At 69.9% G+C, this 23681-nt stretch carries 17 protein-coding genes; 5 read left to right on the forward strand and 12 right to left on the reverse strand.

Annotated features, from left to right (window positions below; all coding sequences use genetic code 11):
• Nucleotides 1–9: 9 nt before the first annotated feature.
• From CAP_RS27160 to CAP_RS27170, 3 genes are all read left to right on the forward strand, one after another.
• Entirely contained in the window at nt 10–738 is a 729-nt protein-coding gene (locus CAP_RS27160) for a glycosyltransferase family 2 protein (protein ID WP_044246326.1), read from the forward strand.
• 286 nt (nt 739–1024) lie between these two features.
• Nucleotides 1025–3424 carry a HAMP domain-containing sensor histidine kinase gene (locus tag CAP_RS27165; RefSeq protein ID WP_231511722.1) on the forward strand — a complete coding sequence of 800 codons (2400 nt, stop codon included), beginning with the start codon at nt 1025–1027 and terminating at the stop codon, nt 3422–3424.
• A 7-nt stretch (nt 3425–3431) separates the two neighbouring features.
• A complete protein-coding gene (locus CAP_RS27170; RefSeq protein ID WP_044246272.1) occupies nt 3432–3797 on the forward strand; it encodes a response regulator in 366 nt (121 codons plus the stop codon).
• Between the two features lie 55 nt (nt 3798–3852).
• Here the strand turns inward: CAP_RS27170 and CAP_RS27175 are convergent, their stop codons facing one another.
• The 11 genes from CAP_RS27175 to CAP_RS54065 form a co-directional block, all read right to left on the reverse strand.
• A complete protein-coding gene (locus CAP_RS27175; protein ID WP_044246331.1) occupies nt 3853–4803 on the reverse strand; it encodes a squalene/phytoene synthase family protein in 951 nt (316 codons plus the stop codon).
• Between the two features lie 729 nt (nt 4804–5532).
• On the reverse strand, nt 5533–5856 hold the full coding sequence (locus tag CAP_RS27180; protein WP_044246274.1) for a hypothetical protein: 324 nt from the start codon (nt 5854–5856) through the stop codon (nt 5533–5535).
• Between the two features lie 122 nt (nt 5857–5978).
• Complete coding sequence (locus CAP_RS52620) at nt 5979–6380, reverse strand: MYXO-CTERM sorting domain-containing protein (RefSeq protein ID WP_044246275.1); 402 nt, start codon at nt 6378–6380, stop codon at nt 5979–5981.
• 142 nt (nt 6381–6522) lie between these two features.
• Nucleotides 6523–6804: a DUF5985 family protein gene (locus tag CAP_RS27190; RefSeq protein WP_044246277.1), complete on the reverse strand. Its 282-nt coding sequence runs from the start codon at nt 6802–6804 to the stop codon at nt 6523–6525.
• Between the two features lie 63 nt (nt 6805–6867).
• On the reverse strand, nt 6868–7158 hold the full coding sequence (locus tag CAP_RS27195; protein ID WP_044246278.1) for a DUF5985 family protein: 291 nt from the start codon (nt 7156–7158) through the stop codon (nt 6868–6870).
• 2 nt (nt 7159–7160) lie between these two features.
• Nucleotides 7161–7514 carry a hypothetical protein gene (locus CAP_RS27200; RefSeq protein WP_044246280.1) on the reverse strand — a complete coding sequence of 118 codons (354 nt, stop codon included), beginning with the start codon at nt 7512–7514 and terminating at the stop codon, nt 7161–7163.
• Nucleotides 7515–7618: 104 nt separating this feature from the next.
• Complete coding sequence (locus CAP_RS27205; protein ID WP_044246282.1) at nt 7619–9805, reverse strand: ATP-binding response regulator; 2187 nt, start codon at nt 9803–9805, stop codon at nt 7619–7621.
• The gene (locus CAP_RS27210; RefSeq protein ID WP_044246334.1) at nt 9802–16059 is read right to left on the reverse strand and encodes a HAMP domain-containing protein; all 6258 of its coding nucleotides are present in this window, start codon (nt 16057–16059) and stop codon (nt 9802–9804) included. The genes CAP_RS27205 and CAP_RS27210 overlap by 4 nt, the downstream gene beginning before the upstream one ends.
• Before the next feature lie 424 nt (nt 16060–16483).
• Nucleotides 16484–17665 carry an alpha/beta hydrolase gene (locus CAP_RS27215; protein WP_197041374.1) on the reverse strand — a complete coding sequence of 394 codons (1182 nt, stop codon included), beginning with the start codon at nt 17663–17665 and terminating at the stop codon, nt 16484–16486.
• Between the two features lie 46 nt (nt 17666–17711).
• Nucleotides 17712–19229 carry a GMC family oxidoreductase N-terminal domain-containing protein gene (locus CAP_RS27220; RefSeq protein ID WP_044246283.1) on the reverse strand — a complete coding sequence of 506 codons (1518 nt, stop codon included), beginning with the start codon at nt 19227–19229 and terminating at the stop codon, nt 17712–17714.
• A complete protein-coding gene (locus tag CAP_RS54065) occupies nt 19226–20890 on the reverse strand; it encodes a 1-aminocyclopropane-1-carboxylate deaminase/D-cysteine desulfhydrase (RefSeq protein ID WP_063748759.1) in 1665 nt (554 codons plus the stop codon). The genes CAP_RS27220 and CAP_RS54065 overlap by 4 nt, the downstream gene beginning before the upstream one ends.
• A gap of 366 nt (nt 20891–21256) precedes the next feature.
• Here CAP_RS54065 and CAP_RS27230 point away from each other — a divergent pair, with 366 nt between their 5' ends.
• On the forward strand, nt 21257–22243 hold the full coding sequence (locus CAP_RS27230) for a hypothetical protein (RefSeq protein WP_156041178.1): 987 nt from the start codon (nt 21257–21259) through the stop codon (nt 22241–22243).
• Nucleotides 22244–22258: 15 nt separating this feature from the next.
• Here CAP_RS27230 and CAP_RS45620 read toward each other — a convergent pair whose 3' ends face one another.
• Nucleotides 22259–22591 (reverse strand): hypothetical protein, encoded by a 333-nt coding sequence (locus CAP_RS45620; RefSeq protein ID WP_156041179.1) that lies wholly within the window; start codon nt 22589–22591, stop codon nt 22259–22261.
• Between the two features lie 213 nt (nt 22592–22804).
• Between CAP_RS45620 and CAP_RS27240 the strand changes: the two genes are divergently transcribed.
• The coding region (locus CAP_RS27240; protein ID WP_503129128.1) for a primosomal protein N' family DNA-binding protein at nt 22805–23681 on the forward strand (877 nt) is incomplete at its 3' end.

Genomic DNA, 23681 nt, shown 5'->3' on the forward strand with positions numbered 1-23681 from the left:
CTCCGCGCCATGATGCTCGGCGCGCGCGTCGCGGTCGTCCTCCCTGCGCGGGACGAATCCGCGTGGATCGGGGAGGCGGTGGCCAGCGTGCCGGCGTTCGTGGACCACGTGATCGTGGTGGACGACGCGAGCGGGGACGGGACGGCGGCGGCGGCAAAGGCCGCGGGGGACGCGCGGCTCGACGTGGTGACCCACGACGCGTGCCGCGGGGTCGGCGCGGCGATCGTGACCGGATACCGGCGCGCGGTGGCGCTCGGCGCGGACGTGGTGGCGGTGATGGCGGGAGACGGGCAGATGGATCCCCGGGACCTGCCGCGCGTGGTGGGGCCGGTGGTGCGCGGAGAGGCCGACTACGTGAAGGGGAACCGGCAGGCGCACCCGGACGTGTGGCGGGTGATGCCGCTCGGGAGGCTCGCGGGGACAGCGGCGCTGGCGGCGGTGACGCGCAGGGTCGGGGGGCTCGCCGCGCTCTCGGACAGCCAGTGCGGGTACACCGCCATCTCGGCGCGGGCGATCGGGGCCCTGGATCTCGACGCGCTGTGGCCGAGGTACGGATACCCCAACGACCTCATCCTCTCGCTCGCCGCGGCAGGGCTGCCCATCGTCGAGGTGCCGGTGCGGCCGGTGTACCGGGGCGAGGCGAGCGGGTTGCGCCCCCGGCATCTCTTGCGGATCCTGCAGGTGATCGGGCGTAGCGCGCTGCGGCAGCGGGGGAAGCGCGGCTCCGGGAACGCCTGAGAGCTACCGGCCGTCCAGTGCGGGATGGGTGCGGGAGTGCCGGGGAGGGGTCGGTCCGTCGAGGAGCCGCGTGGTGGCCTGCGGCGCTGGAGATGGCAGGCTTTCAGGGTCGGTGATCGAAAGGTTTCCTTTTCTCCAGGAAGTGTCCTCCACTGGCGGAAGGAGGCGCTCAAAAAGAGCGCCCAAGCAGCCTGCCGCGACATCTCACCTGGGCGGGCCGCCACCAGGGAGTGGCGCGCCCGCGATGAAGGGGGCGAAGGTGGGCAGGGGCGCGATGGTGGAACGCATGGCAGCGGAGGAGGAGGGCGACGAGGACGCTCCTATCCGCGCCGGGCGTGGGAGCGGCGAGGAGAGCGCCACGCGGGTGCGCGCCTCGTCGGCCGTCCACCTGCGCGTCGCGCCGCCCCCGCCGCCGGAGCCGCCGCCAGAACCGCCGCCGAAGCGTCCGCCGCTCGACAACCTGTCGCTGGGTCGCATGAGGCCTCGCTCGCTGTTCCGCCTGCGCATCGTCGCCTACGCCTTCGGGATCGAGCTTCCCTTCAGCCTGCTCGTGCCTGTCGCTTACCTGCGCCTGCTGGACATCGGCGATCCCGTCGAGCAGAGCCGGGTGCTGATGGCCGTGGGGGCCCTCTACCTCCTCAAGTCGGTGACGCTCATCGTGCTGCTGATGCGGATGCTCGGCCCCATCGAGCGGCTGCGCGGGTTCGACGCCGGCCTCACCTGGTCCGCGCGTGCCGATGGCGTGAGCGGCGGCGGCGTCGGCAGCGCGGGCGGTGCGGAGCGCCCCGCGGGACCCTACGCGAGCAGTGCGCCTTCCTCGCTGATCCTGGACGCTGGGCGCGCGGCCTACGAGACGCCGCTCACGTTCTCGCTCCTCTGGGCGATGAGCTGGGCGCTGTTCTATGCGCCGGTGACGGCGGCGCTGCCGCGCCTGGCGCCGAGCCTCCCGCCGACGGGGACCCAGGTGCTGGTGGGGCTCGTGCTGTTCTCCATCGCGCTCTTCGCGGCGGCGATGCCGCTCGCGTACAGCATCCTCGGGCGCCTGCTCTCGCCGGCCGCGGGGCACATCTCGCTGGTGGCGCGGGAGCGGGGGCTGTCGGTGCCGGGGCGGAGCTTCTCGCTGGCAGCGCGGCTGGTGCTGCTCAGCGTGTGCCTGGCAGTGGCGCCGACGAGCTGGATGATCGCGATGGTGCTGATGGAGGTGGGGCGGCTCGCGGAGACCGACAGCCTGGTCAGCCTGGTGGTGTTCTCCCTGGTCGCGGTGAGCTGGGCGCCGGTGTGCGCGGGGTTCATCGCGGGGGCGCTGGCCACGCCGCTGCGGCAGGTGGGGGCGGTGATCGACAAGATCATCCAGCGCGGCGACGCGGAGCGGCTCGAGAGGATCCCCATCCACTTCAAGGACGAGATCGGGGCGCTCTCCGGGGGCGTCAACGCCATGGTGGATCGGCTTCAGGAGTCGAGCGCCAGGATCCGGAGCTACCTCGCCGAGCGGGAGCGGCTCCTCGGAGACGCGGCGCAGCGGGCCGCGCAGCTCCAGGCCATGCTCGACAACCTGGTGGAGGGGGTGTTCGCGTGTGACAGCGAGGGCAAGCTGACCATGGTGAACGCCTCGGGGCTGCGCCTGCTGGGGCTGTCGTCGCTGCCGACGCGGCCGAAGACCGAGGCGGCAGAGGGAGAGCTGCCGGTGCCGGCGCGCTCGGTGGAGGCGATGAACGCGCTCGCGCCGATGCGGAACCGCGAGGGGCGGGAGTTCACGCGGGAGGAGCTGCCCATGATCCGGGCGCTCGCGGGGGAGACCATCGCGGGCGAGGAGCAGGTGCTCACCAACGCGCGCACCCGGCGCGACGTGTACCTGCTGACGAGCGCAGCGCCGATCCGGGACGTGGAAGGGGCGGTGCTCGGGGCGGTGGCCGTGGCGCGTGACGTGACCGAGACGCGGGAGCTGGAGCTGGTGAAGGACCAGTTCATCCGGGTGGGCGCCCACGAGCTGAAGACGCCCGTGGCGATCATGAAGGGGTACGCGCTGGCGCTGCTCCGCGCCAACACCGACATGCCCCCGGCGCGCCGGCAGATGCTGGAGGCGATCGACCGGGGTGCCGACCGGATCAACCGCATCGTGGACGACCTCCTGGCCATCTCGCAGATCACCCTGGACCAGCTCGCGGTGAGCCTGGAGCCGGTGGACCTCGGGCAGCTCGTGGCCGGGGCGGTGACGCGGGTGTCGGCCACCGCAGCGCGTCATCGCCTGAACCTCCAGTTGCCGGAGGGTAGGCAGGTGGTGGCCCGGGGCGACGGGGAGCGGCTGCGGCAGGTGCTGGCGAGCTTGCTCGACAATGCGGTGAGGTATTCACCTGAGGGCGGCGAGGTGGACGTGAGCGTCACGATTGCCCCTGCCGAGGTGGGCCGCGGGAATGCGCAGGATGGCGCGAGGCCCATGGCGGTGGTATCCATTCGGGACCACGGCATCGGTATTCCTGCGGCCAAGCAGGATCGTATTTTCGATCGGTTCTTCCGCGCCCACACCGATACCCCACACGATTACGGCGGCATGGGCGTGGGGCTCTTCCTGGCCAGGGACATGATCACCCGCCAGGGTGGGCGGATGTGGTTCGAGAGCGAGGAGAACCGGGGGAGCGTTTTCCATTTTGCGGTGCCCCTCGAAGAGAGCGAGCCGGCCCACGGGTGAGGTCTTGATGGGCAAGCAGGCAAAAAGAGTCCTCGTCATCGAGGATGACGAGGATCTCGTCGCGCTGGTCTCGATTCTGCTCCAGGGCGACGGCTATGCCGTGGAGATCGCGGGCAACGGGCGAGAAGCTTTGGACGCGCTGGCACGGGTGCTGCCGGACGTGATCCTGCTCGACATGAAAATGCCGGTCATGAACGGGCCGGAGTTCGCGCGGGAGCTGGAGGTGCGCTACGGGCACCAGGCGCCGATCATCGTGCTCACCGCCGCCGCCGACGCCCACCGGCGCGCGGCCGAGGTGGGCGCCGACGCCTGGCTCGGCAAGCCCTTCGACCCCGAAGTGCTGCTGTCGACCGTGCGCCGCTACGCGGGCTGAGCGCCGCGCCGCGCGCCGCGTGCCGGGTGCGACGTGCCGGGTGCCGGGTGCGACGTCAGAACTGGGTGGTCATGGTGCGGGCGCGGCTGACGAGCAGGTCGTGGCGGACCTCGGCCCAGTATCGGCTGGGGAAGCGGCGGTAGTCGAGGTCGACGGCGCGGAGGACGCGCTCGATGCGGGCGTGCCGACGCAGGGACCAGGTGCGCATGATCTGGAGCGAGGGGTCGAGGCCCTCGGCTTCCAGGAAGGGGAGCGCCCGCGCGCGCAGGGTGGGCAGGTGCTCGTTGAGCCAGTAACGCATCAGGGCGCGGTACGGGGCGCCGGAGGCACACCGGCCGGAGAGCACCTCCTCGTGGGTCACGCCGAACCTGCGGAGGACGTCGGTGGGCAGATAGCAGATGCCGTGCTCGGCATCCTCCTGGAGGTCGCGGAGGTTGTTGAAGAACTGGTCGAGGCGCCCGAACTCTCCCGCGGCCTCCCAGTGGGTGTCCGTCAGGAAGGGGACGAGCTGGAAGATGCGGCCGCTCAGACGGTAAAGCATGGTGTCGTGCTCACGCAGGGTCTGCAGCCGCATTTCGGGAGTGTGATAGTCCTCCAGCGCCTTCAGGTAGGCGTCCCAGGCCGCCACCACGCGCGGGGCGAAATGGCTAGCGGGGGCACCGGGCGCTTCGCTCCCAGGGGTGAGCCAGGCGCTGCGCAGGCTCGTGAGCTCGCGTGCAAAAGGATCCGAGGGATCGACGGCTCCGCCCTGGCGCAGCCTTTGCCAGGCTTCGAGGAAGTGTCGGAACCGACGGCTCTCGGGCTCGAATCGCTCATTCTCGGCCAGACGATCGACCAGGCGGATCCAGTGAATGCGCGAGAGCCACGCCTGCCGCGCATTTTCGGGGAGATCGAGCACCCACGCCGCGTTGTCTTCGTCCTTGAGGGTATCGTCGGCGAGGGCACGGAATCGGGAGGAGCCAAAGAGGACGGCCACGTCGTCCGCGGCCTTCCTGCCGCGGTCCACGCCTGCCCCACCGCGCAGAGCTTGCGGCCTTGGATCCGGGGGAGGATGCTCCACCACGAGCAGGGCCGGTCTCTCCAGCGGCGCGCCGTGCTGCTGTCCCGGGCCCGTGATACCAACCGAAGCGTTCGTGGAATCCGGCGTCATTAGGCTCGCTCAGGTTCGAAGGGTCATAAAACGCACGAGGCGCCCAATCGTCTCAAATCTGCGCGCCTCCCGTAATGCGTATCATCACGATGACGTGAGATTTCACGCACAGGGGAACGGCGTCGCACTCCTCGTCGCTATCCCGCATCGTCTTGACCACCCCGCTCGGTCTGTTGTTCGGCCGATCATCCTTATGCGTTCTGATCCGCTGGGAGTCGAACCGTCTCTCGAACGACCAGGAGCGATCACGGGGTGGAAGCGTGCGGTATCATGGGACATTCTTCCCATGTGGGGCGCCATCTGCCATTTCGCATCCGGTTCCTGAGGGATACCGGGTACGCGATGGCCCGACCATCCTAGCGTTGTTCCTTCTGCGCGCTGCCAACAATGCGCGCATTCACGCAAGGAAATTGGTGAAGTGCGTGTGGGACGGGGCCCCATCATTCCCGTTTTGTCTTTCATCTCGACGCCGATGCAATCTCGACTTCTGGCCGGGACATTGCATAGGCAGGGGAGGGGACGCCTGCGGGTAGAGAGCTTGCAGGGACGGGCAAGGACGGGCGCGGAGGCGCGCGGTGACGCGGGTCAGGGCCAGCCGAAGAAGTGTCGGCTGAGGAAGCCCAGGGTCACGCTGGTGGCGTTGGCGAGCAGGGACCAGAGCAGGGCGCGCTTCACCCGGAAACCGAAGTGCAGGTACAGGGCCTCGGCGATGACGGCGAAGGCCTCTGCGACGGCCACCATGCGCCAGTAATTCCCCGGGAAGAACGAGGGGATGACGAACCAGACGATGGGGTGGGTGAGGGCGCTGGCCCCGAAGGCAGCGATCCAGCCTGCCTTGGCGAGGCGGGCGTAGATGGGCATCTCCACGCACTGGGTGAAGAAGAACGCGGAGAACCAGGAGGTGAGCACGGGGACTGGAGGGGGGGAGAGGGGAGGGAGGCCGAGCGGAGGGAGGCCGAGCGGAGGGAGGTCCGAGGGCGCTGCCGGAGGAGGTGGACTCCGCGCGGCAGCGTCCGGGTCCAGGGATGCCGTCAGCCGCGGCGACGGCGGCGGCCGAGGAGGAGGGCGCCGAAGCCCAGGACGAGGCCCATCCCGGCGCCCGTGAGGGGCCTGACGGGGCTCGGGGCGCTGACGCTGCACCCGGAGTCGTCGTCGCTGGAGCCACCGCTGGACGTGGAGCCGCCGGAGCCGCCAGCGCCGCCAGTGCCGCCGGAGCCGCCAGCGCCGCCACCGCCGCCGGCGCCCTCCGCGGGCCTGCAGATGTTGAACGTGCCCTCGTCCACGCAGACGCCGGGCGAGCCATCCGGCAGGGTGCAGGCATCACCGGCGTTGAGGGTCTCGCAGGGGTCGGGAGCGACATCGGCGCGCGCGGCCGGGGCGACGAGGGTGAGGGCCAGGGCGAGGAGGGAAAGCGAAGGGACGAGGGTCTTCATCGGCGACCACTGTATCCCGGGGCGAACTCGGCCGTGGGCCCGAAATGAAGGCTGGTCGAACGGGGCGCGGGGGGATCGGCGGGGGTACGGCGCGGTGCGGGGAGGGTCGGCGCGGTGAGGGAGGATCGGCGCGGCGCGGGGGTCAGCCTGACACGGGGGGGCGCGCGCTGGGCTTCGCGCGGTTCTTGTCGATGATGGCGTAGAGGATGAGGACGTAGGCGAGGAGCCGGAACAAGTAGAGGTAGTGGAGGTGGTCGTCGGCGACGCGGACGGCGTGGACGGTGATCCTGCCGATGCACAGCAGCCAGAACGACGCGGAGAAAATGGCGAAGAGCCGGTCCGACGTCTGCCTCCAGAACCGGAGGAAGAACATCGCCACCACGGCGTAACCGAGCGTCGAAGCGCCTGCGATGTACTCGTTCATGGGGCGAGCCTCAGTGGATGTATGCGGTGCATACGGTGCATGCGGTGCATGCGGTGCATGCGGTCACGCCTCCCCGCCGCGCCCGCGCCGGCCTTCGCTCATGTCCCAGATCAGGCCGTAGAGGAGGAGCAGCAGGCTGGCCAGGGCCGCGACGTTGCGGGGGAGGATGAGGCTTATGTCGGTGGGCAGGAGGATGAGATCGGTGAAGAGCAGGGCGTTGTTGACGGTGAACCCTGCGAACCCGAGGCCGCTCCAGAGCAGGAGGCGCACCCGGCTCTTCGCGTAGGCGCGGAGCAGCAGCACGGCGCAGGCGAGGCTGGTGAGCGCGCAGAGGAGGTACACGGCAGCGGCCATGGTCAGTCGCCCTCTTTCTTGAAGATGCGGAAGGCATCTGCGAACGACTCGATGTCACCGGCGGCCTGCCGCGCGTAGATCATGTTGATGACCGTGAGCCGGCGCTCCTTGTAGAGCGCGGCCACCTCTTCGATGACGCGCGCGAGGTCTTCCTCCGGGGCGTAGCGGTACCAGATGTCGTCACTGCCCTCGCGGGCCGCCACCAGGTTGCGGGCCGAGAGGTTCGCGAGCCGGTCGCGGATCGACATCATGCTGGAGCCGATCACCCGGGCGACGTCCTCGGCGCGCCACTCCTTGTCGGCGCTCTGTCGGAGGAGGAGGAGGACTTCCAGGAGCTCGATGGACGAGACATGCATCGACACGAATCGCCGCACTGATTCCGGGATTTCATTCGCCACCACGTCTCCGTCGTTCGTGAGGTGCCGGTCGGTTCAGGCGCTGCCGCCGCGGCGCGCGTACGTCAGGATCCGGTGTAGCGGGGGGCGCGCCCCAGCGCGCGCACGATGTCGCTGCCACCCGCGAGGCAGGCGACGGCAGCGACGAGTTCCGCGGGCTCGATGGGCTTGGAGGCGTGCATCTGGAAGCCCGCGGCCAGGGCCCGGGCGTGGTCCTCCTTGCGCGCGTAGCCGGTGAGCGCGAGGGCGGGGATGTCGCCGCCCGACTTGGGGCCGAGGCTGCGGAGCTTGCGGATCAGCTCGAAGCCGTCCTCGTTGGGCATGCCCACGTCGGTCACGAGCACGTGGGGTCTGCGCAGGGTGACGGCCTCGAGGGCCTCCTGGGCCGTCGCCACGGCGGTGACCTCCGCCTTCTGCCGGCGCAGCACCTCGCCGAGGATCTCCCGCATGTCGGCCTGGTCCTCGACCACGAGGACGTAGAGCCCTTCGAGGTTGGCCTCGCTCTCCTCGCTGGGCCTCTCGACCGAGGCGACGGCGCTGCGCGCGGTCGAGGGGATGGAGGGCAGGCGCACCGTGAAGGTGGAGCCCTGGCCCTGGCCGGCGCTGTCGGCGCTCACCGAGCCCCCGTGCAGCTCCACGATGTGGCGCACCAGCGCGAGCCCGATGCCGAGGCCCCCCTGCGCGCGCTTGCTGGTGCTGTCGGCCTGGCGGAAGCGCTCGAAGACGAAGGGGAGGAAGTCGGGGTTGATGCCCTCGCCGGTGTCGCGGATGGTGAGGGTGACCTCTCCCTCGCCGAGCGAGAGGCCCACGTCGACCCTGCCGCCGCGGGGGGTGAACTTGATGGCGTTGGAGAGCAGGTTGGAGAAGACCTGCTGGAGGCGCTCGACGTCGCCCTGGATCTCGCAGCTATCCACCTCGGCGCGGAGGGCGACCCCGCGGGCTTCGGCGGCGGGGCGGAGGGTGTCGATCACCGCCTCGACCAGGGGCTGGAGCTCCACCGTCGCGACGGCGAGCTTCATCTTGCCGGTGGTGATCCGGGAGATGTCGAGGAGGTCCTCGATCATCCGGACCTGGGCGTTGACGTTGCGCTCGATCACCTCGAAGCCGCGCTCGAGCTTGGCGGCGTCGGTGGGGGTCGTCTGGAGGAGGCGGGTCCAGCCGAGGATGGCGTTGAGCGGGGTGCGCAGCTCGTGCGAGAGGGTGGCGAGGAACTCGTCCTTGAGCCGGTTGGCCTCGCGCGCCTCCAGGTTGAGGCCGTTCTGGATGGCGATGGAGCCGAGCTGGGCGAGCTGCACCAGGATGGCCTCGTCGTCCTCGGTGAACTCGCCGTTCACCTTGTCGGAGAGCTGGATGAAGCCCATGTTGCGGCCGGTGACCTCGGTGAGCGGCGCGGCGAGCACCCCGCGCAGAGGCGGCCCCATGGGCTCGTCCGGGAGCCACTCAGGGTGGTCCTTCAGCTCGGCCTCGGTGAGGCGGATGGGGCGGTTCCGCGTGTAGAGCACGTCGTGCAGGCGGGTGAGGCCGGCGCCCGGGGCGCGGTTGGTGCGGAGCGCCGGGCGGTAGCCGCGGTAGGCGGAGGCCAGGTCCTCGGTCAGGGAGACCGCGGTCCGGGGCCGCTCGCCGGGGTGGCCGAGGGTGACCACCGAGACCGCCTGGCGCGCTTCGAGGATGTCGCGCGCGGCCTCGGTGATGGACCGGAGCGTGGCGTCCAGGGAGAGCGAGGCGTTGATGCCGATGGAGGCGTTGGCGAGCTTGTTGAGCTGCGCGGCGCGCCGCTCGAGGGCCTCGGCCTGCCGCTTCACCTCCGCGGTCTTCTTGAAGAGCTCGACGAAGACCCCGACCTTGGTCTTGAGCACCTCCGCGTCGACCGGCGCCAGGATGTAGTCCACGGCGCCGATGGAGTAGCTCTTCAGGGCGTTGGGCTCCTCCCCGAAGGCGGTGACGAAGATGATCGGGGTGTGCCGCGAGGTGCGGTGCTGCCGGATGAGCCCCGCGGTCTCGAAGCCATCCATGCCCGGCATGTTGATGTCGAGCAGGATCACCGCGAACTCCTGCTGGAGCACGTGGCGGAGCGCGTCGCGGCCGCTCATCGCCTTGACGATGTGCTGCCCGAGTTCTTCGAGGATGATGGTCAGCGAGAGGAGCTTGTCCGGCTTGTCGTCGACGATGAGGATCGAGACCTGATCCTCCGTCTTCGCGGTGACGCCGGAGACCCTCGTGCCGCTGCCGGACGGGTTGCTGGCGGTGCTCATCGGTGCAACCACAGCCGGAGGGCCGCGAGGAGCTGCTCGGTGTCCACCGGCTTGGAGATGTAGTCGTTGGCTCCAGCCTCCAGGCACTTCTCGCGGTCGCCCTTCATGGCCTTGGCGGTGAGCGCCAGGATGGGCAGCGCGTGATAGCGAGGCTCTGCGCGGATGGCCCGCATGGTGTCGTAGCCATCCATCTCGGGCATCATGATGTCCATGAGCACGACGTCGATGTCCGGTGTCTGACCGAGCACTTCGATCGCAGCCTTTCCTGTTTCCGCATAGACCGTCTTCATCTGTTGGGCCTCCAGCAGCGTGGTCATGGCGAAGATGTTGCGGATGTCGTCGTCGACGATGAGGGCCTTCTTCCCGATGAGCACCTTGTTCGACTTGTGCAGCTCCGTGAGCAGATCCTGCTTGGAGCCAGGGAGCGTCGGCAAGGGCAGGTGCAGGAAGAGCGACACCTCGTCGAGGAGCCGCTCCGGGGAGCGCACGTGCTTGAGCACGACGGATTGCCCGACGCGCCCGATGCGCTCCTCGTCGGCGAGCGAGATCTCTCCGGGGGTGTAGACGAGGAAGGGAATGTCGACCGGCGTGCCGCTCCGGGTGAGCTGATCGATCAGCTCGAAGGCGCGCATGTCGGGGAGGTCGAGCCGGGTGACCATCACCTCGGGGGTCGCCTCGGCGAGCGCGGTGAGGGCGCCCCCGCCGCTCTCGGCGGCCCTGACGGTGACCCCCTCGGCGGCGAGCAGCTTGGTCATGCTGGCGCGCTCCGCGGGATCCGGCTCGACGACGAGGACCGTGCGCTCGTGGGTGCGCATGAACGCGAGCAGCCGGTTGAAGGCCGCATCGAGGTCGTCCCGCGCCTTGAGGGGCTTGTGCAGCACCTCGCGGGCGCCGAGGCGCATCGCGCGCTCGCGGTCCTCGTCGGTGGTGATCACCAGGACGGGGATGTGACGGGTCTCCAGGTCGTGCTTCAGCCGCGCCAGCACCCGCCAGCCGTCGACGTCGGGCAGGTTGATGTCCAGGGTGAGCGCGCCGGGGCGGAACTCCTGGGCCAGGGCCAGCGCGCTGGACCCGCGGTACGCCACGATGGTCTTGAACCCGTGCTCCCGCGCCACGTCGAGGAGGTAGCTCGCGAAGTTGATGTCGTTCTCGACGATCAGCACCACGTTGTCGCCCGGCTGGACCGAGGCGCGGTCGTCGATGATCTGGTTCACCAGGTGGGGGGGCGGATCGGCGGGCGCGCGGGGCGCGAGGTCGCCGCTGAGGAGCGGCTGCGCGGGCTGCGAGTCGCCCATCGCCTCGCGCTTGCGGGGCTTCGCGGGCGCGTAGCTGAGGGGCAGGAACAGGGTGAACGTGCTGCCCTGCCCGGGGGTGCTGCGCAGCCTCAGCTCGCCGCCGAGCATGCGCGCGATCTCGCGGCTGATGGCCAGGCCGAGGCCCGTGCCGCCGTACTTGCGGCTGGTGGAGCCGTCGGCCTGCTGGAAGGCCTCGAAGATGATCTGCTGCTTGTCGGGCTGGATGCCGATGCCGGTGTCGCTGACCGAGAGCGAGATCGCCGTGCCGGCCCGCTGGAGCAGCTCGTTGTCGGGGTCCCACCCGGCGCGCACCAGCGCCACCCCGAAGGTGACCTTGCCGCGCTCGGTGAACTTGAAGGCGTTCGAGAGCAGGTTCTTGATGACCTGCTGCACCCGCTTGGCGTCGGTGTAGAGCGAGCGGGGCAGGTTCTGCGCGAAGTCCAGCTCGAACCCGAGCCGCCGCGAATCGGCCACGTGGCGGAAGGCCCGCTCCACGTAGTCGTGCAGGTCCATGAACGAGACCTCCGCGACGTCGACGACCACGGTGCCGGACTCGATCTTCGACAGGTCGAGGATGTCGTTGATGAGCGCGAGCAGCTCGTTGCCCGAGGAGTGGATGGTCCGCGCGAAGTCGACCTGCTTGCCCGAGAGGTTCCCCTCCATGTTCTTGGAGAGCTGGTCGGAGAGGATGAGCAGGCTGTTCAGCGGCGTGCGCAGCTCGTGCGACATGTTCGCGAGGAACTCGGACTTGTACTTCGAGGTGAGCGCGAGCTGGCGCGCCTTCTCCTCCAGAGCCTGGCGGGCCTGCTCGACCTCGCTGTTCTTCCGCTCGACCTCCGCGTTCTGCTCCGCGAGCAGGCGCGCCTTCTCGCCGAGTTCCGCGTTGGTCTGCTGCAGCTCTTCCTGCTGGCTCTGTAGCTCGCGGGCGAGCGACTGAGACTGCTTGAGGAGATCCTCGGTGCGCATGTTCGCTTCGATCGTGTTGAGCACGATCCCGATGGACTCGGTGAGCTGGTCGAGGAACGCCTGGTGGGTCTGGCTGAACCGCTCGAAGGAGGCCAGCTCGATGACCGCCTTCACCTGCCCCTCGAAGAGCACCGGCATCACGATGATGTTCACCGGCGGGGCCTCGCCGAGGCCGCTGGTGATGGTGATGTAGTCAGGGGGGGCGCTGACGAGGAGGATCTTCTCCTTCTCCAGCGCGCACTGCCCGACCAGCCCCTCGCCGAGCTTGAACTTGTTGTCGATGTTCTTCCGCTGCTTGTAGGCGTAGCTCGCGAGGAGCTTGAGGAGCGGCTCCTCCTTGCTCGTGTCCATGGTGTAGAAGACGCCCTGCTGGGCGCCGACCACGGGCGCGAGTTCCGAGAGGATGAGCCGGCCGACGGTGAGCAGATCCTTCTGCCCCTGGAGCATGCGCGAGAACTTGGCGAGGTTGGTCTTCAACCAGTCCTGCTCGCTGTTCTTCAGCGTGGTGTCCTTGAGGTTGCGGATCATCTCGTTGATGTTGTCCTTGAGGGACGCCACCTCGCCTTGCGCCTCGACCCGGATGGACCGGGTGAGATCGCCCTTCGTCACCGCCGTGGCCACCTCCGCGATGGCGCGCACCTGCGTGGTCAGGTTGGCGGCGAGCTGGTTCACGTTGTCGGTCAGGTCCTTCCAGGTACCTGCCGCGCCGGGCACGCTGGCCTGACCACCGAGCTTGCCCTCGACACCGACCTCGCGCGCCACCGTGGTGACCTGATCCGCGAAGGTCGCCAGGGTGTCGATCATGCCGTTGATGGTGTCGGCGAGGGCGGCGATCTCACCCTTCGCGTCCACGGCCAGCTTCTGCTTCAGGTCACCGTTGGCGACGGCGGTCACGACCTTGGCGATGCCGCGCACCTGGCTGGTCAGGTTGCCACCCATCGAGTTCACGGAGTCGGTGAGGTCCTTCCAGGTGCCGGCGACGCCGGGCACGCTGGCCTGACCGCCGAGCTTCCCTTCCGTGCCTACCTCGCGGGCGACGCGGGTCACCTCGGACGCGAAGGCGCTGAGCTGATCCACCATGGTGTTGATGGTGATCTTCAGCTCCAGGATCTCTCCCTTCACGTCGACGGTGATCTTCTGGGTCAGGTCACCGCGGGCGACGGCGGTGGTCACGGCGGCGATGTTGCGCACCTGGCCGGTGAGGTTCGACGCCATCGAGTTCACGGAGTCGGTGAGGTCCTTCCAGGTGCCGGCGACGCCGGGCACGCTGGCTTGACCGCCGAGCTTCCCTTCCGTGCCTACCTCGCGTGCGACGCGGGTCACCTCGGACGCGAAGGAGCGGAGCTGGTCCACCATGGTGTTGATGGTGTCCTTCAGCTCCAGGATCTCGCCGCGAACGTCGACGGTGATCTTCTTGGAAAGATCACCGTTGGCGACGGCGGTGGTCACGGCGGCGATGTTGCGCACCTGGGCGGTGAGGTTACCGGCCATGGAGTTCACGGAGTCGGTGAGGTCCTTCCAGGTGCCGGCGACGCCGGGCACGCTGGCCTGACCGCCGAGCTTTCCTTCGGTACCGACTTCGCGTGCGACGCGGGTCACCTCGGACGCGAAGGCGCTGAGCTGATCGACCATGGTGTTGATGGTGTTCTTCAGCTCCAGGATCTCTCCCTTCACGTCGACGGTGCTCTTCCTGGAGAGGTCGCCGCGGGCGACGGCGGTGGTCACCTCCGCGATGTTGCGCACCTGGGCGGTGAGGTTCGACGCCATGGAGTTCACGGAGTCGGTGAGGTCCTTCCAGGTGCCGGCGACGCCGGGCACGCTGGCCTGACCGCCGAGCTTCCCTTCCGTGCCTACCTCGCGGGCGACGCGGGTCACCTCGGAGGCGAAGGAGCGGAGCTGATCCACCATGGTGTTGATGGTGTTCTTCAGCTCCATGATCTCGCCCTTGGCATCGACGGTGATCTTCTTGGAGAGATCACCGTTGGCGACGGCGGTGGTCACGGCGGCGATGTTGCGCACCTGGGCGGTGAGGTTCGACGCCATGGAGTTCACGGAGTCGGTGAGGTCCTTCCAGGTGCCGGCGACGCCCTTCACCACGGCCTGACCGCCCAGCTCTCCCTCCGTACCTACCTCGCGGGCGACGCGGGTCACCTCGGCCGCGAAGAGGCTGAGCTGATCGACCATGGTGTTGATGACGTTCTTGATCTGGAGGATCTCGCCGCGCACATCGACGGTGATCTTCTGGGTCAGGTCGCCGTTGGCGATGGCCGTGGCGACCTTGGACACGTCGCGGAGCTGAACGGTGAGGTTCGAGCCCATGGAGTTCACGGAGTCGGTGAGGTCCTTCCAGGTGCCGGCGACGCCCTTCACCTCTGCCTGACCGCCGAGCTTCCCTTCTGTACCGACCTCGCGGGCGACGCGGGTCACCTCGGCCGCGAAGGAGCTGAGCTGATCGACCATGGTGTTGACGACGTTCTTGATCTGGAGGATCTCGCCGCGCACATCGACGGTGATCTTCTGGGTCAGGTCGCCGTTGGCGATGGCCGTGGCGACCTTGGACACGTCGCGGAGCTGAACGGTGAGGTTCGAGCCCATGGAGTTCACGGAGTCGGTGAGGTCCTTCCAGGTGCCGGCGACGCCCTTCACCTCTGCCTGACCGCCGAGCTTTCCTTCCGTACCGACCTCGCGGGCGACGCGGGTCACCTCGGCCGCGAAGGAGTTGAGCTGATCCACCATGGTGTTGATGGTGTTCTTCAGCTCCAGGATCTCGCCCTTCACGTCGACGGTGATCTTCTGGGTCAGGTCGCCGCGGGCGACGGCGGTGGTCACGGCGGCGATGTTGCGCACCTGAGCGGTGAGGTTCGACGCCATGGAGTTCACGGAGTCGGTGAGGTCCTTCCAGGTGCCGGCGACACCCTTCACCTCTGCCTGACCGCCGAGCTTCCCTTCCGTGCCTACCTCGCGGGCGACGCGGGTCACTTCGGAGGCGAAGGAGTTGAGCTGGTCCACCATGGTGTTGATGGTGTTCTTCAGCTCCAGGATCTCGCCGCGGACATCGACGGTGATCTTCTTGGAGAGGTCACCGTTGGCGACGGCGGTGGTCACGGCGGCGATGTTGCGCACCTGAGAGGTCAGGTTGCCGGCCATCGAGTTCACGTTGTCGGTGAGGTCCTTCCAGGTGCCGGCGACGCCGGGCACGCTGGCCTGACCGCCGAGCTTCCCTTCCGTGCCTACCTCGCGGGCGACGCGGGTCACCTCGGACGCGAAGGAGCGGAGCTGGTCCACCATGGTGTTGATGGTGTCCTTCAGCTCCAGGATCTCGCCGCGGACGTCGACGGTGATCTTCTTGGAGAGGTCGCCGTTGGCGACGGCGGTGGTCACGGCAGCGATGTTGCGCACCTGGGCGGTGAGGTTCGACGCCATCGAGTTCACGGAGTCGGTGAGGTCCTTCCAGGTACCGGCGACGCCAGGCACGCTGGCCTGACCGCCGAGCTTCCCGTCGGTGCCTACTTCCCGGGCGACGCGGGTCACTTCGGACGCGAACGACGAGAGCTGCTCGACCATGGTGTTCACGGTCCGCGCCGTCCGCAGGAACTCTCCTTCGAGCGGCCTCCCGCCGCCGTCGAGGGCCATGGTCTGCGACAGGTCGCCCTTGGCCACCGCGCCGATCACGCGCGCCATCTCGCTCGTGGGCTGCACCAGGTCGCCGACCAGGGTGTTGACCGAGGCCACGGTGTCGGCCCACGCGCCGCTCACCTCGCCGATCCAGGCGCGCTCCGCGATCTTGCCTTCCTTGCCGACCATGCGCGCGAGCCGGTCGAGTTCCTTGGCCATCTTCTCGTTCAGGTCGACGACATCGTTGAAGGCGTCGGCGATCTTGCCGTCGACGCCTTCCAGATCGATGGGCAGCCGCACCGAGAAGTCGCCCCTCTTGAGCGCCACGAGCGCCGCCAGGAGCTGACGGCGGTCCAGCTCCGGCTGCGACGACGTCATGAAGCGCGTCGTGGTGGACGCCTTGCGGCTCGCCTCCTGCTTGCCGCGCGTGCCGTTGCCGTCCGCCTTCTTCCCATCCCCATGGCCATTCTTGCCGCGGGCCACGCCCTTGCGCGCTGCGCTCCGCGTCTCGCTACCCTTGTCCATCGTGATCCCTTCAAGAACCGTGTCTCTCGCGAGACCGATGCCACCGACCGCGGCGGAATAACGCCCTGTAGGGGGTACTCTACGGATAATCCCTGACGAAATAGTAACAGGGCTGGGCTTAAATCCCCGTAGGGCCTGTCCGGATGGTCCCTGTGAAGCTGGACATCGGGGACGTAGGTCGTGCAGGCAGGATCGTGCGCTGCGTCAGCTCGTCGAGCGCGCTGTCGAGCGGGGTGGGGGAGGGCACGTCACGCCCTCACTCGCCCTCTTCGCCGCTTCAGGGCGTGCTGGGCGTGTTGCCGTAGAAGAACTGCATCACGTCGGGGAAGCGGCGGCTCCAGGAGATCTCGTCGTGCTCTCCGGCCGGGTCTTCAGCCCAGCCGAGCGTCGTGGCGCCGTACCCGAAGCTCGCCTCCAGGAGGGACACCATCTCCTGCCCCCGCGTGGTGGCTGCGGCCTCGATGCCGGAGTTGTGGAACCCTCCCGTGCGCACCAGGCCCCAGTCGATCCACAGCTTCGGCCGCAGCGCGGCGCTCTCCAGCGTGGGCCGTGCAAGGTCGAGCAGCGCCGAGGTGGCGAGCGCCCCGCCGGGGTACGCGCCGCCGTGCACGGGATCGAGGCCTGCCCAGAAAGAGGGCGACAGGCACCCCGCCATCCCGAAGCGATCAGGGCGCATCGTCGCCACCAGGAAGGCCCCGAGCCCGCCGTGCGATGACCCCACGATCGCGGTGGCTTCGCGCTCGGGTCGGGTCCGGTACTGCGCGTCGATGAAGCCCTTCACCTGGTCCCCCAGGTAGTCCGCGTAGCCGTCTGCCTCGCAGCACGCGCGGTTCGGCGCGAACGCTGCGTGCGTGTACTCCTCGTCGCGGTTCAGCGGGTGCACGGCCACCACCATCACCTCGGGGAGCCCGCCCGCGGCGTACAGCTCCGCGAGCCGCTCCGCCACGTCCCAGGTCTTGCCCACGCTCCCCGGCCAGAAGGTGGTGTCGCCGTCGTTCATGTACACCACCGGGTACCGCGCGCAGCTCTCGGGGTAGCTGCGTGGCAGGAACACGTGCACCTTGCGCGGCGCAGCGCCTCCGACGGCGAGCGCGTCGTAGGTGTGGAAGTAGCCCGAGGCGAACCCCTCGTCGTGAGACCACGCCTGCTGACCGCCGAGCGTGAACGGATACGGCATCGCCATCGGTCCACCCTCCTCCTCTGTCGGCTCGCACTCACCGCCCGCGCCGCCCGCGCCGCCCGCGCCGCCCGCGCCTCCGACGCTGCTGCTCGCGCCACCTGCACCACCGGAGCCGCCCACACTCCCGAAGCCACCCTCTCCGGTGCTGGAGGTGGTGGCGCCCGAGCCAGGGCCCGAGGTCGAGGAGGCCGAGGCGTCGCGCGGCACGAGGCCGGAGTTCTCGCAAGCCGAGGTGGCGAGGACCAGGGGGAGCACCAAGCGTGCGACGATGTGGCGCATACGGGCCAGGGCGGAGCCTATCCCATCGCTCCCCCGCTGTGCGCCCTCATGACCGCGCGATCGCGCGTCCCACGTGCAGCCCCATCGCATAGATGGAGAGCTGTGGTGGCACCCCGATCGAGGTCGGGAACAGGGACCCATCCCCCACCCAGAGCCCCCCGAGGTGATGGTGCTTCCCCTCGCTGCTCACCGCGGCCACGGCCGGGTCGTCTCCCATGGGGACCGACGCCATGGGGTGCACCGCCGTCACGTCCATCGCCCCCCGCGTGAGCGTGAGCGTCTTCAGCTCCTCGATGGAGTCCCCCCGCTCGTAGATGCGCGTCGGCCGCGACGGCACGATGACCCGCCGCGCCCCCGCCGCGAACAGGAGCGCGGCGCAGCCATGCAGCCCCCGACAGAGCTCCTGCCGGTCCGCCGCGTCGGGCCAGTAGTCGATGCGCAGCCCGAGGTCGCCGTCCGGCTGCACCTCCCCCGCTGTGTGGTCGTGGATCATCGCCGTGAACGCCGCGAGGTGCGCGTACTTCCGCATCAGCGACCGGTGCATCTCCCCGTGCCCGGGCAGGAGCGTCGCCGTCCCGACCGGGTGCGCGAACGCCGGGATGATCCACGCCCGCGGCCCGTCCTCCCGCTCCAGGTCGAGCAGCTCCGTGCACTCGTAGGTCTGCGGGATCCCCTCCCAGGCGCGCACCGGCTCGTCGAACTCGCCGGCCGCGACGAGCGCGGGGTGAATCCTGAGCCGCTTCCCTGTCTCCCCGCCCGGGTCCGGCACCTCCGAGCGCAGGAGCAGCGCCGGCGTCGCTGTCGCCGAGCCCGCCACGCACACCCGCGGCGCGTCGATCGTCACCTCTCCGAGCGGCCGGTTCGTCCCGGGCTCCAGCCCCACCGCCGACACGCCGCTCACCCGACCCCCCTCGTGCCGCACCAGCACCGCCTGGCACCGCGCCAGGATCTCGGCCCCCGCCTTCACGGCCCGCGGCACCAGCACCTTCACCGCGTTGTTCTTCGCGTCGTACGCGCAGCCCACCTCGCAGAACCCGCTCCCCACGCAGCCCGTGCGGTTGTGCGCGACGCCGCCCCCGCGCCACCCGAGCGCCTTGCACCCCGCCTCCAGCAGGCGGTTGTGCCGGTTCCAGAGCCCGGGAGGCACCTCCTTCACCTCCAGCAGCGCCTCCACCTCCGCGTAGAGCGCGTCCCACGCCTCCACGGGGAGGCGCTCGAGCCGCCGCTCCGCCGCCCAGCGCGCCCGGATCGACGCCGGGATGCGCTTGCAGAGGTTGAGGTTGTGGAGCGTCGACCCGCCCACGCCCTTGCCCTGGTGGATGTGCACGGCCCGATCCGCGGTGGTGCGGCCCCCGGCTTCCCAGTACAGGCGCGGGAGCATCACCTCCTCGCGCTGCACCATGTCGGCGGGCGTCAGGAACTCACCCGCCTCCAGCAGCACCACCTTCATCCCGGCCTCGGCCGCGACCATCGCCACCATCGCCCCGCCGGCCCCTGACCCGACCACGCACAGGTCGGCCTTCAGGTGCAGCGGCAGCGCCAGCGTCCCTGCGTCGTAGATCATCCCTGTGCCCCCTTCGGCCGTGCTCCTCGGGGAGCGACGAGCGCGTCGTACGCCGGAAAGTCCCGCCGCTCCGGGCCCTGTGGGTCGTAACCCTCCGGCACCTGCGGCCCCCCGTACCCGAGGGCCGCCCAGGTCGACCTCTGCTGGTACACCCCCACCATCACCAGATCCCGCAGCCCCTGGTACGCCTGCGCGAGGAGCCCGCCGCGCGCCGCGAGGCCGCCCAGGTACGCTTCCCGCTCGGCAGGCGACAGGCTGGTGAAGCGTCGCAGGCGGCCCCCGAGCGGGGTCGTGCCTTGCTCGATGAGGAGGAGCATCGCGTGCACCTCGCGCACCGTGCCCTCCGGCATCCCCGTGAGATACCGGTCCACCCGCGCCGGGACGGACGCGACGTCCCCGCCCACGTTTCCGTCTGTCTCGCTGCTGCCAGGGTGGATGGGTAGCAGCGCCTCTGCCGCCGCTTCCACGATGTGCGCCTCCCGCGCGGACAGCACGGCCCCCTGGAACGACGCCCGCCCCGGATATCCGCCGAACATGCGCACCCCGAGGACGGCGGCACCCGCGGCGACCCCGAGCGCCACCACCGTCCGCCGCCGCGCCCTGTCCACGGTGGCCGGATCCTCGATCCGTCGCGCCAGCGCCGGGGGCAGCTTCTCGCGCCACCCCTCGTCGTGAGGGAGGGGCGCTCGCCGCGCCGTCTGCCAGAGCAGCACCGAGCCCCCGCGCTCCCGCGCAGCGTCCGCGAGCAGCGCCGCCATCGCCTTGCCCGTGTACACCGGATCCAGCGTCATCCCCTCGGCCGCGAGCAGCTCGCAGGCGGCCAGGGACGCAGGCGTCGGGATCCCGTAGCCCCGCCCCACGTGACCACGGTCGAGCACAAGCTCCGCGGGCTCCGGCACCGGACCCATGCCGTGCGCCTCCAGCAGATCCACGAGGCTTCGCTGCATCCCCCGGAAACGACGGGCCGGCGCGATGAACCGCTCCACCACCGTCACCCCGATGACCCGCGCCGGGATCCGGGCGAACCCGAGCCCCACCGACAGCCCGGACGCGAGCCCTCCCGAGCCGAGCGGGACGTAGATGCGCAGCGGCGCCTCGATCTCTCCGGCGTCGATCTGCGCCCGCAGCTCCAGCGCCGCGCGCACCAGCCCCAGCATCCCGAGCGGCGTGCTCGACCCAGGCGGCAGCGCCGGCATGCCCCCGACGAAGGGCGCCCGCGAGAGCATCAGCCGCGGCTGCTTCAGACCGATCTCGGCCCGTGACGCGTAGAACGAGATCGAGGCCGTCCCGGAGGCCGTGAACGCGAGGTTGTCGAGGATGCCGGCCGAGACGGGCGTCCAGAAGAGATGTGCGTGCACCGCGCGACCCAGCGCCTTGCCCGCCGCGGTCAATGCCACCATGTTGCCCGACCCGATGCCGCCGCTGCCCACCCACGCCTCCGCTTCCGAAAAGGGCGGCGCGGCGAGCAGGTAGTCGAGCTTACGGGGCTTGGTGCCGCCGAAGAGAGAACCGCACAGGTCGTCCCGCTTGATGGCCAGGTGGCGGAGGCCAAGATCAGCGGCAAGCCGCGGCAGCGCCGTGATCGGCGTCGGGGCGTCGAGGAAGCCCTTCCGTGGAAAGGTGTCATCGAACGCTTCGAGCGAACGAACCGGTGACGTCATGGGCCTCCGTGCGAACCAACTGGAGAGCAGGCGCGCAGCTTGCCAGCAGCTTGCCACGGGAGAACCGCGGGAGCCTACCGCGCGTGCCCGTTCATCGGTGTTTGCGCGCGGGGCGGGGGGAGGGTGCAACGCATGCACGCCCCCTCACCCGCGTGAGACCACGGTGCACGCCTGCGTGCGGAGGGACCACCGCGCGCGGATTCCGCACGGTTTCACGGGTTTCATGATCGGACGATGCACTGAACCAGGTCGCTCGGCGCAGAAGAGAGGCAGCGGATCGCGCCGCGGAACCGGCACGCACATGAGACGAGAAGGGCTGTTTTCGGTGGACTGAGCGTCGCCAGGGCGACGCGTGGGGAGGGACCAATGAAGCAGAGAATGGTGTTCGCGCTCGACGCAGTGCTCGTGTGGACCATGTGCGCCGTGGCGCTGGGGAGCGCCGGGAGCGCCGGGTGCGGTGGCAACGCTGGCCCCGCCAGCAGCGCCGCGTGTGACATGAGCGGCGATTGCTCGGCGGACGACGCGTGCGACGACTGTGGTGAGCACGGCGCGAGCGATGCCTTCGCCGAGACGGAAGGGGACCCGGGAGACGTCGAGATGGCGCTACAGATGGCCAACGCGCTGAACCCGAACGCGCTGAACCCGAACGCGCTGAACCCGAACGCGCTGCGACCTGCCGTCCTCGGAGAGTTCGCGCTCGCCGCGTCGTCCCTGGGCGACCCGGCGTTCGCCCCTCTGAGCGCGCCAGGTGCCAGCGGCATGCTCTCGCGGGAGCTCTTCAGGTACGCGGTGCGCTGCGCGCTGGACGCGTCGCAATCGGTCACGCTCTCGTGGGTGGATGGCCACGGCGACACCCTCCGCGAGACGTACCGGGGGAGCGTGGGCCTCGCGCCGTCGTGGGCGCAGGGGCCGCTCGTGAACGAGGACGAGCAGCGCTGGGTCTCGGCCTGCCTCGCCGCGCTGACGAACTGGTACGGCGTGGAGGTCGTCGTCTCGCTGCGAGGCCCCCACGCGGCTCTCGCGCAGCTCTCCCCGGAGGAGGCGACTTATTACACCGTGCGGGAGGGGGCCTTCTGGGGGAACCTCTTCGCACCTGAGCCCCGGCTGTGGGCCTGCCACGAACCCGCGAACGTCGCGCATGCCGAGGCCGCCGACCGGGAGTGCGCCATCGGCCACCCCGGGACCGGTCCGAACGGTCAGACGATCCGCACTCCCTGCGGTCCCATCACACCCGCGGGAGCCTGCGCCGAGATCTGCACCCCAGTGTCCTCGGCGGGGGGATTCCTGCCCTCGTGTCAGGCGAGCACCGGGGCCACGCCGATCGCGCAGGTGATCACCACCTACCTCGACTGAGGCGGCACACCCGGATCAGCTCGCGCATTGCGCCAGATCCAGGAACTCCGAGCCACACTCGTCCTCGTCCCCGAGCTCGAAATCATCCCCACGGCACTCCGCCTCGTCGTCCAGGCAGGAGAGCCAGGTGTCGTACTCGTCGCCGCAACCGGCGTCGTACGCCTCGTCCTCGGTGTCCTCCAGGTCGTCCACGCAGTCCTCGTAGTCCCTGTCGCTGCAGCCCTCGCAGTCGCAGTACGCGTCGCAGAGGCCCGCGATGGATGTGCCGCACCCGGTCGTGGCGACACCGGTCGCCAGGGCCACAGCGAGGAGGAACGGGCGGAGCAAGCGGGGGGAGGTCGAGGTCATGGACCTCACGCTAGCAGCGAACATGCCGTGCTCGACACAACAGGTTGGCATGGTGGGCCTCGCCGCGCCGTGTCCAGGTGCGCTCCCATCGCGCCCGGGCCCTCGCCGCGTGAGCAGGCCACGGCTGTCAGCCTGCCGCGCGAGGTGTGCATTGCGCCACCGGCAGCCAACCTTCCATGCCCCACACGCCAGCGCCTCACGGCGCGAAGCGCGGTGACACTTCGGCCCGACCGTGCAGGTCGCACCCTCCTCGGGCCCGAAGATCTCTGCTATCTCCGCGGTGCGTACCGCATGCCCCTCTACGCCGACGTCGCGGTCCCCGTCCCGCTCTCGCAGCCCTTCCTGTACGCGGTTCCCGCCTACCTCGCGGACGACGTCCGCCCCGGGGTGCGCGTCCTCTGCGAGTTCGGGCGCCGCCGCCTCGTCGGCGTGATCCTCTCCATCACCGACCGCCCCCCCGGGATGGTGGCCGAGCGCATCAAGCCCATCGCCGCCGTCGTCGACCCCGAGCCCGCGCTCCCTGCCGAGCTGCTCGCCTTCTTGCAGACGCTCTCCTCGTACTACTTCGCGCCCATCGGCGAGGTTCTCCGGCTCGCGCTCCCCGCCCTCGAACGCGAGCAGGTGCGCGCCATGGTGGAGAACGACCAGCTCAGCGTCGCCCTCGACCTCGGCCGACAGAAGCAGGTGGGGGGTCGCAGGGTCCTCTTCGCGAAGCCCACCGACGCCCTGGAGACCCCCGGCACGCTGCGCGGGCACGCCGCGGCGATCCTGGCCCTCCTCCGCGCGAGCGGGGAGCAGCCCATCGCCCGCCTCGAAGAGAAGTTCACGAGCGCCCGCGCCGTCGTGAAGAAGCTCGTCGCTCAGGGGCTGGTCACCACCGACGAACGCGAGCGCCCCCGCGACCCCTTCTTCCGCGACCCCGAGGCCCGCGACACGCCCCCCGAGCTCAACGAGGCCCAGGCCCGCGCTGCCGACCACATCGACGCCGCGCTCGCCGCGAGCCGGCCCGCCCCTGCACCACCCACCGCCACGCCCGCGCCCGCCGCGCCCGCCGCGCCGGTGAGCGTGGTGAGCCCTGCGCCAGGCTCCG

It is taken from the genome of Chondromyces apiculatus DSM 436 (assembly GCF_000601485.1).
Taxonomy (GTDB): Bacteria; Myxococcota_A; Polyangia; order Polyangiales; family Polyangiaceae; genus Chondromyces; species Chondromyces apiculatus.